The following is a 14,595-nucleotide window of genomic DNA, read 5'->3' on the forward strand; positions in this document are numbered from 1 at the left end:
GAGATATGGATTGAAGCGAGGGTTGCTTGTCTTCCATAGGAGAGCGAGCAATCCGTAGCAAAGATAGATTAGCTCCATCTATTTTCATGAATTATTTAGATCATCAACACATCTATAATCTTTTATCAATATCGCTATTGAACAAGTATTTCTAACTTGAAACTATAAAACTAGAAAAATTATGGTTTGTGTGATTCCTGTAAGCGAAATGATGAACTATGTAAGAAGATATGGATGGTTTAGGTAGTCGAACCTTCATGAACAGGCGGTAAGTCCCTCACTCTAAGATTCAAGTAAAAGTAAGAGAACGAGTGTGGGACCAACTGTCAGTAAAATCTTGATTCCTTCAAGGAATATCCAGTTAAGATGAAGTAACCCCCTGTGTGAAGTTACACTGTATTGCTTATTCTTGATTAAAGAAAAGGAGTGATTTATTTGAAACGTCAACTGAAAAGATTGAAACGAGGCGATACAATTGGTATCATCGCGCCTTCAAGTCCCCCTAACCAAAAAAATCTGGAGAGGTCACTCATTTTTTTAGAAGATCTAGGTTTAAATTATAAATTAGGAGAATCTGTAAATCTAGTGAATGGCTATTTAGCGGGTACCGATGATGAGCGATTAGCGGACTTACATCAAATGTTTGCGGATCCGAATATAGCAGGGATTATTTGTGCTTGTGGAGGATATGGAGCCGCCCGTTATACGGATCGTATAAACTTTGATTTAATCACACATCATCCCAAAATTTTCTGGGGATATTCAGATATTACATTTTTACATACGGCAATAGGAAGATATTCTGATTTTGTTACATTTCATGGACCAATGCTAGCTTCAGATGTGGGAAAAGATACTTTCCAAACAAAATCAGCGGAAATGTTCGAGCAATTATTTGAACCGATAGTACTTCAATATAATGCATCATTTGGATCTATTGAAACGTTCCATCCAGGGCAATGTCAAGGGGAATTAACGGGCGGAAATCTTAGCCTATTATCAAGTGGTATTGGCACGAGGTTCGAAGTGAATACAAAAGGAAAAATTTTAATCATGGAAGATGTGGATGAAGAACCTTATCGTGTGGATGGTATGTTAAACCAATTGCGTCTAGCTGCTAAATTTGATGAGGTTGCAGGAATCATTATCGGAGATTTTAGTAATGCCAAGCCATCAAAGCGAAAAGTATCTTTGACACTTGATGAGGTATTCGATCATTACTTTGGTAAGCTTTCAATCCCCATTGTAAAAAATGTGAAGATTGGGCATTGCCAACCACACTTTGCAGTTCCACTAGGTGCCAATGCTTTTTTAGATGCAGATGAAAAAACAATCACTATACAGCCGGGGGTTCAATAACAAAAGGGAGTGAAGAAATATGATCATTCGTACAGTTGAGACATTTCGAGTAGCCATCCCTTTAAAAAAACCCTTTAAGACCGCATTACGGACGGTCAATGTCGCAGATGTTATCTATGTGCGTATTCAACTAGAAGATGGCAGAGAAGGTTACGGGGAAGCGCCACCTACACATGTGATTACAGGGGAATCCCTAGCAAGCATCGAATTTGCTATTGAAGAAGTTTTTAAACCTTTATTGATTGGAAAGGATTTACGCTTTCATGAATCACTTTTCCAATCCTTACATCATGCCATGACTCATAATACAAGTGCGAAGGCAGCCGTTGATATGGCATTATATGATTTGCTGGCCCAAGAAGCAGGATTACCGCTTTATCAATATTTAGGTGGTGCAAAATCAGAGTTAACGACTGATTATACGGTGAGTGTAAATGCGCCTACTGAAATGGCAAATGACGCTGTTGGGTATGTTCTTAATGGTTTTCATATTTTAAAAGTGAAAGTGGGCACAGGTGAAATCGTAGATGATATTAAAAGAATAAAAGCGATTCGTGAAGTGATTGGACCAGATATAAAACTACGATTAGATGCTAACCAAGGTTGGACACCCAAAGAAGCAGTAAGAGCCATTACACAATTGGAACAGGAGAACTTCAATATAGAATTTGTAGAGCAGCCAGTTTTAGCGCATGATATTGAAGGATTAAAGTATGTAACCCAACACACTTTGATACCCATAATGGCAGATGAAAGTGTCTTTTCCATTTATGATGCGAAACGTGTGATCGAGATGCGAGCGGCAGATTTGATCAACATCAAGTTGATGAAAGCAGGAGGCATCTATCAGGCATTGAAAATTGCTTCCTTAGCTGCAAGCTATGATATGGATTGTATGACTGGAAGCATGATTGAAACAAAGCTGGGGGTTGGTGCAGCTGCACATTTTGCGGCTAGTCAAACCAATATTATCTATTATGATTTTGATGCACCATTAATGCTGAAACAGGATTTGATCCAAGGTGGGATTCAATATGAAGGGGCAAAAATAACATTTAGGACTGCCCCCGGGTTAGGGATTGAGCGAGTAAACAAAGGAGGGATTTAATATGACAATTTCTAATAACCTTTGGTGCTGCGCAGTTCCTGTCGCGACTGTATGGACTTCTACTTCATCTCCCCGAGAAATTGATAGACTTGCGATTGAAAATCCAGTATATCTTATCAAGTGGCTAGAGGTCTTATCGTATAAGGAACGATTAGATTTATGTACCACAAATCGTATTCAAACTCAGCTCCTTTATGGGGAGGAGGTCATTGTGGATGAAATTGTCGATGATTGGGCGAAAATTATTGCGATACATCAACCTTCTAAAAAGGATCGAAGAGGTTATCCAGGATGGGTCCCGATAAGACAATTAAAAAAAAGAAGACACGAAAATTACCAAAAGCATGTAATCGTTACAGTAGATAAAGTTCAGTTATGGAGCGAGGATGGGGCGCCTTTAATGGTCTTACCGTTTAATACAATTTTGCCTTTGCAACATGAATGTTCACAATTTTATCATGTTGATACACCACATGGGACTGCATGTTTAAATAAAAAGGGAGTAGCTATCACACGTAGCAGCACTGTTGGTAATCCAACGCCCATGGAGCAAGCTGTTGTAAAAGGAACTGCATTTCTCGATTTGCCTTACTTATGGGGAGGAATGTCGTCATATGGTTATGATTGTTCAGGATTTACATATAACATGGCAAAGGCATCTGGTAGGATCCTTCCCCGTGACGCAGGAGATCAAAAGAATGCTGGTCAACCTATAGATCCAGAAAGGCAGGACGAATGGAGAATAGGAGATTTACTATTTTTTGCTGATAATTTTGGGAAAGATCCAGTTCGTCATGTTGGATTCTATTTTGGAGAGGGGAAGATGATTCATTCTCCTCAAACAGGAAAAACAGTAGAAATTATTACATTAGCAAATACACAATTCGAAGTAGAACTTTGTGGAGTAAATCGATATCAGTAAAATGGGGGTGGTGCTATCATGAAAAGGGAAGTATTACTATCTGTAGAAAATCTAAAAAAACATTTTGATCTAGGCAAAGGAAGTACGTTGAAGGCTGTCAATGGCATCAGCTTTGATATTTATAGAGGAGAAACCTTTGGACTCGTTGGTGAATCGGGATGTGGAAAATCTACTGCTGGTCGTACGATTTTAGGGCTGTATAATCGAACCGATGGAAAAGTTTTGTTTGAGGGAAAAGATGTGCATGCTCAATTAGGAAAGGATCGTCATTATATGCTAAAAAGTATGCAGATGATTTTCCAAGATCCATATGCTTCCCTTAATCCACGTTCGACAGTTTTTGAAATTGTTGCGGAACCAATAGAAGTCCACAAATTATATCAAAATCAAGAAACTTTGCGAAAACGTGTCTATGAATTATTAGAAGATGTTGGATTAAATAGTGGACATGCCAATCGGTATCCTCATGAGTTTTCAGGCGGGCAAAGACAACGAATCGGGATTGCAAGAGCTTTAGCACTTGATCCTGAATTTATCATTGCAGATGAACCTATTTCAGCATTAGATGTTTCTGTGCAAGCCTCTGTAGTCAAGTTATTACAGCGCTTGCAGAAAGAAAAAGGATTGACCTATCTGTTTATCGCTCATGATTTGTCGATGGTGAAGTATATCTCTAATCGTATTGGGGTCATGTATCTTGGGCAAATGGTTGAGTTGACAACTTCTGATCAATTGTATCATGAACCTCTTCATCCATATACACAGGCATTATTATCGGCAATTCCTATACCAGATCCAGATATTGAAGAGCAAAGAAAAAGAATTATTTTAAAAGGCGAGTTGCCCAGTCCTATCCATCCACCTTCAGGATGTGTTTTTCATACACGCTGTCCAATGGCAAAAGAAGTATGCGCACATATCGAGCCAAGATGGCTTGAGAAGCGACAAGGACATTTTGTTGCCTGTCATTTATATGATGATCAAATAATAAGTGCAGAAAAAGAGGCCTCTACCACAACGGTATAATCATAAAAGGTAGAGTTTCCTGGTGCCATTCTTGGGGCTTCAGATGCACCTCTACGACAATGGTATATCACAGGAGGGTCATCTATCTAACTAATTGGGAGCATATCAAAATAAAACTTTCATAAGCGATTGTTCCCAACCTATACATAAAGAGTTTTTTGCACGGAAAAAACAGAGGATAAGTGTGGAACAGCCGCTTATAAAAGCATGATTGGATCAACGAACAATCGAGAAAGATAAAAAAACTTGTGGGGAATTTTATTTTATTCAAAATAGCATTCTTGTTCTGCTTCACAATAAGAGGTTTAAAATTATTCACGTTTTTATCTAGTATAAACGGGCAGTAAGACCCCCACCTCAAAATTCAGCAAAAGGAAAGAAATTAGGTGGGAGATAAATTGCCGCATGTACACGATTGGTTCGGGTGGGCAAGATGTTGATCACTCAGGTGTTGCCAAAGGACGTGTCGCTTTTCACTTCCGTTCCTCTAGTTCAGTGGGGGATGAGGAAAACTCCTACTGATGGAAGATTCATTTTATTTCTAATATAATAGGTCTTTATACTTCTACTTGACTATGGTCTTTTGTGATGAATGCGATACGATAATCGCCACCATGAATTTGTGAGAACATTTTTCCGGCAGCATTCAATAGTGCTATACTTTCTTCCTCTGAAAAAGATGGACGAAGATAAAATAATTGGATCGCATCCGTTGTTTCTTCTGTAACAGCAGTACGTTTTGAATCAACGAATGGGCTCCCAAATGCGCCTTTAGCGTCTTTTGAATAGACAATATTTTTTAGCTTATTGTAGCGACCGTTTAATCCCTCATAGCCTGTTTCTTCATAACCGAGTGCAATGGTAATATCCCCCTCTACTAAATTTGCATCGTAAATACCAATAGGAATTTCATATTGCAATGAGAAGAAATTATTCAAATCGACTGCAGAGTGGAAGGGTGTCAAATAGTTTTGCTTGGCTATTCTTCGCATCAAGCTTTCTGCAGAATGTCGATAGCGGTTTTGGTCCCCTCCTAAGACTTTCCAAATAGTACGCCATTCCTTAATCCCTGGTCTTTCTGTGACAGGTTGTTCCTGTAATTCTAGATAAAGGTTTTCTTGATATAATCGTGTTCTCCCTTTGATCATTTGAGGAGATTCTCCAACTGTAATTTTGGTATAATGGATAATGCCGATTTTAAAAGTTGGTACTAAATTGGTTAATGCCGAATCTATTATAATTTTAGTCATTATACATCACCTAATCATTATATTTTTTCCAGTTTATCATAGAAGAGGGAGTGAAACCAAATGAATATGGCTGAGCTAAAGCAGGAGCTAATCACTTATGCACATAGTATTGGTATCGATAAAATTGGTTTTACTTCTGCATCCCCTTTTAGTGAATTAAAGAACCGTCTTCGTCGGCAGCAAGAATTAGGGTATCAATCGGGTTTTGAAGAATCAGATATAGAAAAGCGGACAAATCCTAAACTCTTACTAGAGGAAGCTGCAAGTATTATAGCGATTGCGATTACCTACCCATCGAAAATGAAAAATCCACCACAGGGAAAGAAAGGCGCAAGACGTGGTATCTTTTGTCGTGCTTCTTGGGGAATGGATTATCATACTATATTACGTGAAAAACTAGCATCACTTGAAATCTTTCTCCAAGAAAAGGTTCCAGGATGTCGCCTGCGTTCAATGGTAGATACTGGTGAATTATCAGATCGTGCTGTTGCTGAAAGGGCTGGCATTGGATGGAGTGCGAAAAATTGTGCTGTCATTACACCTGAATATGGTTCTTATGTTTATCTAGGTGAAATGATTACGGATCTGCCATTTGAATCGGATGATCCGATGGAAGATCAATGTGGAGATTGTCGTCTATGCTTGGATGTTTGTCCTACAGGTGCCCTTGTTCAAGGGGGGCAACTAAATTCACAAAAATGTGTCGCTTATTTAACACAGACAAAGGGATTTTTGCCGGATGAATATCGGACAAAAATTGGCAATCGTATTTATGGTTGTGATACATGCCAAACTGTTTGTCCAAAAAATAAGGGAAAGACCAATTGGCTGCATGATGTCTTTCAGCCTGATCCTGAAGTAGCCAAGCCACTCCTTGAGCCATTATTAACCATTTCAAATCGTGATTTTAAACAAACATATGGTCATATTTCGGGTTCTTGGCGGGGAAAGAAGCCGATCCAACGGAATGCAATTATTGCATTGGCGCATTTTAAAGAAGAGGCTGCTGTGCCGACTTTAATAGAAATTTTTCAAAATGATGAGCGCCCTGTAATAAGAGGAACTGCTGCATGGGCACTTGGTAAAATTGGTGGCGAAGGTGTGAAAGAAATATTACAAGAAGGATTACTTCGTGAAAAAGAAGATTCTGTTCGATTAGAAATTCAAAAAGGTTTATCCCGCTTTAATGGGCAGTAAGACCCCCCATCTTGAGATATAGAGAGAAACGAAAAAGATAGATGGGGGAACAACTGCCCGTAAAAGTCCGATTGGTTCGGGCGGGCAGGATGTTGGTCCCTCAGGTGTTGCCACAGGACGTGTCGCTCTTCACTTAAGTTCCTCTAGTTCAGTGGGGGATGAAGAAAACCCCCACTGATGAAGTTTCACTTTATCATTATTAATAGAAAAATAAAGGAAGTGTCGCGAAGTGTCTTTACACATCGTTTTATATCAACCAGAAATTCCAGCAAACACAGGGAATATTGCAAGAACTTGCGCGGGAACCAATACACATTTACATTTGATCCGACCATTAGGATTCTCGACAGATGATAAAATGTTGAAAAGAGCAGGATTAGATTATTGGCCTAAAGTCAATATCACCTATTACGATTCGGTAGAAGAATTTTATGAAAAAAATGCAGACGGCACGATTTACTATATCGAGACATTTGGTACGAAAACTTACTCAGATTTTGACTTTAGTAATCCAGATGAAGAAATCTATTTTATGTTTGGAAAAGAAACGACGGGTATTCCAAAAGTATTAATTCAAGATCATCAAGACCAATGCTTACGTATCCCACAAAGTGATAATGTCCGTTCTTTGAATTTATCCAATACGGCGGCCATTGTTATTTTTGAAGCTTTACGTCAACAAGGTTTTAGAGATTTGCTTTAGTTTGTCTCGCATTAACAGGTGGTAAGCTCTTCATATCAAGAATTCAGTAAAAAAAGAGCGTCTATGGGTGGGACAGCCCCTTTAGTAAAATAAATATCTAAAATGGGACCTAATATAAAAAGAGGACAATGTTTATAAGTTGTCCTCTTTTTATATGAAAAATTATTTTTCAGAACCTGGCTTGTCTTCATAACCAGCAGTGAAGATTGCAGTTAAGAAAGATAGAATAACTCCAAGGATTAAAAGTAGTTTCATGGAAGTACCCTCCTAATAATAGATGAAAAAGTTCTCTCTTCAGTATAGCCTAATTATATAAAAAATGAAACGCCATTTCTTTATGAAAATATGGCGGAAATCGATCAATATTTATCCTGTATCAATAAGGCAGTAAGTTTTATATACCAAGATGCAAAAAAAGAAGACTATAAGTAAAGAAACAACAGCCAGATCGATTCAATTACATTCAGCAGGAATAAAGAAAATACCTATTGATTGAAGGGATTTTCATTTTATCCCGTATGAGCCAGATAGTATGTTTCCACATTAAGCCACTATTCAAAAGAAGAAGGAGACTACAAGAGAGGAACACCAGCCTATGAAAATCTGATTGGTAACCTAACCTAAAGTGAGGATAAAGAAAATCCTTACTGAGTGAAGTTTTATTCTATCCTATTTCCAAACGCATACTTTTACTATTCTTGGGTATAGTTAATGTCAACTGAGTGATAAAGGTGGTCATAAAGATGTCCAAAGATAAAAAACAACAAGAAAATGGCTCGATGGCAACGTCATTTGAAGAGGTGCAAGAGCTTGGTAAGCAAATGGAGAAACGCCGAGAAGAAACGGAATTAGAAGAAGTGGGAAGGGAACAAGACCCTGAACAATTCGATGATGAATAAGAGAAATTGGATATTTTGGATGATAAGTAAAAGGGAACAGCAGAAATGGCGTTCTTTTTTACTTATTGCCTTAAAGATTAACGTCGAAAGCGAGGACGTGAATTGCTGAGAGAGCGAATAAATTAGTCAAGAGAGCGAATAATCCTCAGAGTAGCGAATAAACCTTTGGAAAGAGCAAATAAATCCCAAAAAAGAGCGAATAAATCCGTTGAAAGAGCAAATAAATTCATCGAGAGAGCGAATAATCCTCCAAATAGAGCGAATAAACCTCACAACAAGTGAGTCGAGACCTCCAAAACTAGTCTACAAAAAGTAAATACCTTTTTCACGCGTGTTGATTTGACAAAATTAGGGGTGTCTGTTTGGCATAGCTTTTGAAAAACTCTGTATTTTTAAGACCATTTATATAGATCTTCGCTGCGGCTTGCTCGAGTCCTCGAAAATGCATGCGCATTTCCTTCGTGCGGTGTTGTTTCGATGAAGCCAATTCAATGTCCCGCGGGAAAAGCGAATAGATGAGACCCCCGCAGCGTAGCGATTAAGGAACAGAGTCTAAGGGCGCCACGTCCTGTGGCAACGACTCCGTGACCAACATCCTGTTGCCCCCAGCATTCGCCCGCAGGAAAGCGAGCAAGCCTTCGCTGCAATCAACAAATCCCCCTATTTTCATGGATTAAATTGGATAATCAACACGCCTGTACCTTTTTTCAAATAAAAGATCGATTGGTTTGATTCATCCTCAGTGAGAACCGCTCATCCTTGAACCAATACGCTCAATCAAAACAATGTGATGAGACAATGCCCTATTAAGTGTTCCATTAATAGAAATCTTATGCTAAAAACAACATACGCACATAGAGTTTTTAAATTGTAATATTCCCTTCAGAAAAAGTCGTTATTCTCGAAATGATTTGACAATGTTTGTATAATAAGGATTACCCAAAGGAGGTAATAATATGTATACAATAACGTCAACAAAAACATTACATAACGGTATTGAGATGCCACGCTTCGGATTAGGAGTTTATAAAATGGATGATCCAAAAGAGGCTTTCAATGCCATCATCAAAGCATTGGAGACTGGGTATATCGCAATCGATACAGCAGCTTTTTATAAAAATGAACAACAAGTTGGAGAAGCACTTCGAGCATCTGGAAAACGTAGAGAGGAAGTTTTCATTACCTCGAAAGTCTGGAATACTGATCAAGGATATGATGAAACATTAAGAGCATTTGAAAAAACATTGACAGCTCTTAATACAGACTATGTAGATTTGTATTTAACACATTGGCCTGTTCCGGAGAAATTTCCAGAAACTTATCGTGCTATTGAAAGATTGTATGATGAAAAATTAATTCAAGCAACAGGAGTCTCAAATCACGAAATCCATCATCTTGAAAAACTTTTTGCTACAGCGAATATTAAGCCGATGGTCAATCAAATTGAATTACATCCATATCTTTCACAAGTAGAATTGCGTCATTTTTGTGAAGAAAACGATATTGCCGTCACTGCATGGTCACCACTTGGTAGAGGGCGTGTACTACAAGACGAAACAATCGCAGCTATTGGTGAAAAATATGGTAAATCCGTTGCTCAAACAATCATCCGCTGGCATTTACAAAGTGGTCATATAGTTATCCCTAAATCAGTGACACCAAGCCGTATTGAAGAAAACGCCAATATATTTGATTTTGAACTAACGGCAGAAGATATGGCAGCTATCGATGCACTAAACCGCAATGAACGCTTCGGCTCACACCCAGATCATTTTGCTTACTAATGAGTTCGAATAAGCCAACAAATAAATCTTATATCTCTATCATTTTACGATCACTCTAATAGCTAAAATTTCCTTATATGAAAAATGAATTTTTTATGTAGTTGTCATTAATTAGTAGTATTACTAGATATTTAGTTGTAAGATGAAAGTAATAAATGACGAAAAAGGGGTGTAATGATGGAATTATTGTTAGATCGTGTACAGCATACAAGAAGTGCTTTACGTGAGCACATGTTAGAAACGATATTCAACGAATTTGATGTAGAATGTATGGGGCTAGATGAAGAAAAAAGGAAGATTAAATATCATGAAATGATGGAAAGCCCATTTCGTTTCTTTCGGGGCAGTGCCTATCTATTTTATTATGATGTGACGAAAATTCCATTCCCTTATCATACACCAGCCGATAAACCTGCTTGGATTCAAGGGGACTTACATATGGATAACTTTGGCTGTTTCCAAAATGAAGCAGGAAAAATCGTATATGATATCAATGATTTTGATGAAGGGTATATTGGCTCGTATCTATATGATATTTTACGAATGACGGTCAGCATTGCTTTATATACGGATGCCGAAGAGCTTGGTGAGAAAGAGCAAAAAAAGCGCATTGTTCATTATTTACGCAGCTATTATAAGCAACTTCAACGTTTCAAGGAAGATAAAGACGATCCGTTAACGCTTACCTTCACAAAAGAGAATACAAAAGGTCCCGTAAAAAAAGTATTGAATAAGTTGGGAAAAAGACAGCGTCATCATTTGTTAGCCGATATCACGTCTATCAATGAGAAAGGTGAACGTACTTTTAATTGGGATGAAGAAATCAAACCTGTTACAGATGAAGAATTAGGGAAAATCAAAGAGGTTATGCAGCAATACTTCTTAACAATTGATGCAGAGAATAAGCAAGATCCTTCTCACTATCAAGTGAAAGATGTTGCACGAAAATATGGTACAGGCACAGCTTCCATTGGTCTAAGCCGCTATTATATTCTAATAGAAGGTGGGCAAGAAGCAGGTGGCACGGATGATTTAGTGTTGGAAATGAAGGAAGTGCGCACTTCTATTCCTGCCTACTTTTTACCATATAGTTCAGTATTTTGGGAAAAACATGCACACCAGGGTGAACGAGTAGTAGCAACTCAAAAAGCAATGCATCATTTAGAGGATCCTTATTTAGGTTATGTAACAATGGATGATAAACACTTTTATATTCGTGAACGTTCGCCTTATAAAAAGAAAGTCAAAGCGGAGAACTTTACAACATTAAAAGATTACGACCAAACATTAAATATAATGGGACGTGTTACTGCAAAAATTCACGCACGTGCAGATGCAGACATTGAATCTACACTATTAACACATCACAGTGAAGTCGAAATTCTTAAAGCAATCGGTGATGATGTCGATCAATTTATCCACCATATCACATATGTAGCTGTGAATTACAAAGAACAAGTGAAATATGACTATACATTATTCTGCAATTGGGTAGAAGAAAATTTTGATAAATAAACAATTCATCACCAAAATATGTGGTCGATGATCAGAAAATCATTTTAAAAAGAATTGTGCACAAAAGGGACAAACAAATATTCCTACCTATAAATTTAAAAATACACGAATGCAACTCATTAGCATTCGTGTGTTTGACTTTTAAGGGTTTTTTTCTCAGAATAGTTTACTTTTAAAGCTACTGTTGTTCAATTATTCCCCATGTTTATCCAAATCTCTTATCGAGCTTCCATCAAAAATAAGGTTATAAATGAATGGGAAGATAACAATGAAATAAATTGAATTTCACAAAGTAAGGATCATATTGTCCCCGTTCATGCGGGATAAAAATCTGATTAGTGATATCTATTTATCTTTCAATATGGTCTCTTCAAAGAATTTCTTGAAGGTATCCGCTGATTGTTCACCCACTACACGTAATTGTTCTTTGCCATCTTTATAATAAACAAGGGTTGGTGTGCCTTCAATATTGTACTGTTTCCATCCTTGTTCAAATTCAAGAAGATTATATTGATCGATATGAATCCCCTTGTCTTTGGCTAAAGGCATTAAAACGGGAGTGATCTTTTTACAGTGAGGGCAGTCAGATTGAAAGAAATAAAAGATTTCTTTGTCGCCACTTGCGATTTTCTTTTCCAATTTATCAGGTAAAATGATATTTTGATAGTTTTTATCTTTTAAAATATCAATTGTTGCTTGATTTAAATCATCTTTTCCATAAGGATTATTTGCCAGCTTTCCCTCATTCGACTTGTTATTGATAAAATAGAGAACTACAAAGGCAGCAATAATAATAAAACCAATGATCAATAAAATAGTCAGTCTATTGTCCTTTTTCTGTGCAGCATCTTTTTTGGAGTTTGCCAATTATTTTTCCTCCTTAAGTGTTTTTAACATATAGAAGCTTGTACCAGCGATTAGAATGAAAGCCACTAAGGATAAGAGTGGAATGGTGATAAATCCTAACCAGTTAATATAATCTGATGTACAAGGGACTCGTCCACATGAAATAGCGGATTCTTGTAATGCAGGCACTTTTTGAATGCCATAATGATACAATGCGATACATGTTCCTAAACAGGAGAAGATAGCACTTGTCACTGCAATACGAGCGTTCTTTTGAACATATGCTACAGCTAAAATAATGACTAGTGGATACATGAGAATGCGTTGATACCAACATAATTTACAAGGTTCGAAGTGTTGAACCTCTGAAAAAAATAAAGAACCCATCATGGCGATTAGTGATACAACCCACATAAAAAGGAGGCTATTTTCCAGTTTTTTTGACATAAGAAATCTCCTAATCTTAGTATATTTTTAATTATAGTAGGGATAAAAATAAAAGTAAAACATGAATACATAATAGTGGATTCTGTAGCAATTTTATCATAGTCACGAAATCTCATAAAGTAAGGTGACCTAAAAATAGGAAATTATATTCTGCCCCGCGTGAACAGGCAATAAGTTTCCGCATTAGGATACAAGCAAGACAAACAGAGGATAGGTGAAACAACTGCCACAGTTCAACTAACCAAAGAAAATCCCCACTGATGGAAACCTCACTTGATCTCCATGTTTTTTCTTCTCACCCCTTAATCCGCAAATTATATCCGTCGAATTACCGAGATTGTCAATCATGCCGATAAAGATAGTCAGTGGTATGATAGAAGGAAGAAGGAATTGGACATCCAAGACGGGAGGCAATTGATGAATCCTACAGATCATTCAAATGTTAGTTTATTAAAAGAAATTGCAGAATTATTAAATGAGGGAACAGAAATGCAGCCAATGCTTCAAGTTGCGCTCCGTAAGTTTTTGGAAGGAACTAATTTCGAGACTGGTTGGATTTTTTTTGTCAATAAACGTGGTCGCCATGAGCTCATTGCACATGAAAATCTACCTCCTGCATTGGAACATAATGGTTGCCATTTTCTAGCTAAGGGTGGTTGCTGGTGTATTTCGAAATATCGAAATGAGGAATTATTAAAGGCATCCAACATTATTGAGTGTCAACGTATTGAAAATGCTACTGCTGCTTGTGCTGGTAATTGTGCAGGGATTACCCATCATGCGACTGTTCCATTGCAATCTGGACAAGAACGATTTGGATTGCTAAATGTAGCTTCTCCTAATACAGTTTGTTTTACAGATGATGAACTTGCTTTGCTTGAATCAGTTGCTTTTCAAATGGGTTCTGCGATAAAGCGGATTCTATTAACAAAACAAGAACAGCAAATGGCGCTTGTACAAGAACGCAATCGTTTAGCGAGAGATTTACATGACTCCGTCAATCAGCTGCTATTCTCTGTTACTTTAACTTCTCGAGCTGGTATCGAAATGACAGATCAGATAGAGATTAAAGAGACCTTTAAAGAAATTCAAAGTTTAACACAAGAAGCATTAACAGAAATGCGAGCACTTATTTGGCAGCTTCGTCCAAAGGGGTTAGAAAGTGGTTTGATAGAAGCGATTAAAGGATATGCTGAAATGTTAGGGTTGCAGCTAAAAGTGAAAGTATCTGGTGTATTGCAGCTTCCATCGCGTATTGAAGAAACGCTTTTCAGATTGACACAGGAAGCGCTCAATAATGTTCGAAAGCATTCAGGTGTAAAAGAGGCAGAGATTTTTATCACGATTACGCAAACAGATGTATTGCTAGTTATTAAAGATGAAGGAAGAGGCTTTCAGGTTGATTCACTCGTAAAACTGCCTTCAATTGGGCTACAAAGTATGCGTGATCGAACAAAAGCATTGGGTGGCTCAGTCGATTGGGTGAGCAACTTAGGGAAGGGGACTGAAATATTGATCCGTCTACCTTATTGAAGGAGG

General features: G+C 37.6%; 14 protein-coding genes. 10 read left to right on the forward strand and 4 right to left on the reverse strand.

What is annotated here, in order from left to right; all coding sequences use genetic code 11:
- Positions 1–435 precede the first annotated feature (435 nt).
- The 4 genes from FEU33_RS00345 to FEU33_RS00360 are packed head-to-tail and all read left to right on the forward strand — an operon-like array spanning position 436 to position 4,415.
- Positions 436–1,359 carry a S66 peptidase family protein gene (locus FEU33_RS00345; protein WP_146547482.1) on the forward strand — a complete coding sequence of 308 codons (924 nt, stop codon included), beginning with the start codon at positions 436–438 and terminating at the stop codon, positions 1,357–1,359.
- Between the two features lie 19 nt (positions 1,360–1,378).
- On the forward strand, positions 1,379–2,467 hold the full coding sequence (locus FEU33_RS00350) for a dipeptide epimerase (protein ID WP_146547483.1): 1,089 nt from the start codon (positions 1,379–1,381) through the stop codon (positions 2,465–2,467).
- 1 nt (position 2,468) lies between these two features.
- Positions 2,469–3,389 carry a C40 family peptidase gene (locus tag FEU33_RS00355; protein ID WP_146547484.1) on the forward strand — a complete coding sequence of 307 codons (921 nt, stop codon included), beginning with the start codon at positions 2,469–2,471 and terminating at the stop codon, positions 3,387–3,389.
- An 18-nt stretch (positions 3,390–3,407) separates the two neighbouring features.
- Positions 3,408–4,415, forward strand: coding sequence for an ABC transporter ATP-binding protein (locus tag FEU33_RS00360; protein ID WP_146547485.1), 1,008 nt, complete (start codon positions 3,408–3,410; stop codon positions 4,413–4,415).
- A 557-nt stretch (positions 4,416–4,972) separates the two neighbouring features.
- On the opposite strand, the gene FEU33_RS00365 is transcribed toward FEU33_RS00360, so the two are convergent.
- Positions 4,973–5,665 carry a B3/B4 domain-containing protein gene (locus tag FEU33_RS00365; RefSeq protein ID WP_146547486.1) on the reverse strand — a complete coding sequence of 231 codons (693 nt, stop codon included), beginning with the start codon at positions 5,663–5,665 and terminating at the stop codon, positions 4,973–4,975.
- Between the two features lie 60 nt (positions 5,666–5,725).
- Between FEU33_RS00365 and queG the strand changes: the two genes are divergently transcribed.
- From queG to FEU33_RS00380, 3 genes are all read left to right on the forward strand, one after another.
- Positions 5,726–6,862, forward strand: coding sequence for a tRNA epoxyqueuosine(34) reductase QueG (gene queG / locus FEU33_RS00370; RefSeq protein ID WP_146547487.1), 1,137 nt, complete (start codon positions 5,726–5,728; stop codon positions 6,860–6,862).
- A 229-nt stretch (positions 6,863–7,091) separates the two neighbouring features.
- Complete coding sequence (gene trmL, locus FEU33_RS00375; RefSeq protein WP_146547488.1) at positions 7,092–7,565, forward strand: tRNA (uridine(34)/cytosine(34)/5-carboxymethylaminomethyluridine(34)-2'-O)-methyltransferase TrmL; 474 nt, start codon at positions 7,092–7,094, stop codon at positions 7,563–7,565.
- A 743-nt stretch (positions 7,566–8,308) separates the two neighbouring features.
- Complete coding sequence (locus FEU33_RS00380) at positions 8,309–8,464, forward strand: hypothetical protein (protein WP_146547489.1); 156 nt, start codon at positions 8,309–8,311, stop codon at positions 8,462–8,464.
- 488 nt (positions 8,465–8,952) lie between these two features.
- Here the strand turns inward: FEU33_RS00380 and FEU33_RS18600 are convergent, their stop codons facing one another.
- Entirely contained in the window at positions 8,953–9,111 is a 159-nt protein-coding gene (locus FEU33_RS18600; protein ID WP_186731271.1) for a hypothetical protein, read from the reverse strand.
- 309 nt (positions 9,112–9,420) lie between these two features.
- Between FEU33_RS18600 and FEU33_RS00385 the strand changes: the two genes are divergently transcribed.
- Together FEU33_RS00385 and FEU33_RS00390 are read left to right on the forward strand one after the other, a co-directional pair.
- A complete protein-coding gene (locus FEU33_RS00385) occupies positions 9,421–10,248 on the forward strand; it encodes an aldo/keto reductase (RefSeq protein ID WP_146547490.1) in 828 nt (275 codons plus the stop codon).
- 177 nt (positions 10,249–10,425) lie between these two features.
- Positions 10,426–11,763, forward strand: a complete 1,338-nt coding sequence (locus FEU33_RS00390; protein WP_342355259.1) for a DUF2252 domain-containing protein — start codon at positions 10,426–10,428, stop codon at positions 11,761–11,763.
- A gap of 345 nt (positions 11,764–12,108) precedes the next feature.
- Here FEU33_RS00390 and FEU33_RS00395 read toward each other — a convergent pair whose 3' ends face one another.
- Positions 12,109–12,630 (reverse strand): thioredoxin family protein, encoded by a 522-nt coding sequence (locus FEU33_RS00395; RefSeq protein ID WP_244950945.1) that lies wholly within the window; start codon positions 12,628–12,630, stop codon positions 12,109–12,111.
- Positions 12,631–13,056 (reverse strand): disulfide oxidoreductase, encoded by a 426-nt coding sequence (locus FEU33_RS00400; RefSeq protein ID WP_146547492.1) that lies wholly within the window; start codon positions 13,054–13,056, stop codon positions 12,631–12,633.
- 417 nt (positions 13,057–13,473) lie between these two features.
- Here FEU33_RS00400 and FEU33_RS00405 point away from each other — a divergent pair, with 417 nt between their 5' ends.
- A complete protein-coding gene (locus tag FEU33_RS00405) occupies positions 13,474–14,589 on the forward strand; it encodes a GAF domain-containing sensor histidine kinase (protein WP_146547493.1) in 1,116 nt (371 codons plus the stop codon).
- Positions 14,590–14,595 lie beyond the last annotated feature (6 nt).

Origin of the sequence: Rummeliibacillus suwonensis, from assembly GCF_007896435.1 — a bacterium.
Taxonomy (GTDB): Bacteria; Bacillota; Bacilli; order Bacillales_A; family Planococcaceae; genus Rummeliibacillus; species Rummeliibacillus suwonensis.

Bases quoted from the DNA above. Each gene is read 5' to 3' on its own strand.
- FEU33_RS00350 (WP_146547483.1), top strand. From the start codon at position 1,379: ATGATCATTCGTACAGTTGAGACATTTCGAGTAGCCATCCCTTTAAAA.
- FEU33_RS00355 (WP_146547484.1), top strand. From the start codon at position 2,469: ATGACAATTTCTAATAACCTTTGGTGCTGCGCAGTTCCTGTCGCGACT.
- FEU33_RS00360 (WP_146547485.1), top strand. From the start codon at position 3,408: ATGAAAAGGGAAGTATTACTATCTGTAGAAAATCTAAAAAAACATTTT.
- FEU33_RS00365 (WP_146547486.1), bottom strand. From the start codon at position 5,665: ATGACTAAAATTATAATAGATTCGGCATTAACCAATTTAGTACCAACT.
- queG (WP_146547487.1), top strand. From the start codon at position 5,726: ATGAATATGGCTGAGCTAAAGCAGGAGCTAATCACTTATGCACATAGT.
- FEU33_RS00380 (WP_146547489.1), top strand. From the start codon at position 8,309: ATGTCCAAAGATAAAAAACAACAAGAAAATGGCTCGATGGCAACGTCA.
- FEU33_RS00385 (WP_146547490.1), top strand. From the start codon at position 9,421: ATGTATACAATAACGTCAACAAAAACATTACATAACGGTATTGAGATG.
- FEU33_RS00390 (WP_342355259.1), top strand. From the start codon at position 10,426: ATGGAATTATTGTTAGATCGTGTACAGCATACAAGAAGTGCTTTACGT.
- FEU33_RS00400 (WP_146547492.1), bottom strand. From the start codon at position 13,056: ATGTCAAAAAAACTGGAAAATAGCCTCCTTTTTATGTGGGTTGTATCA.
- FEU33_RS00405 (WP_146547493.1), top strand. From the start codon at position 13,474: ATGAATCCTACAGATCATTCAAATGTTAGTTTATTAAAAGAAATTGCA.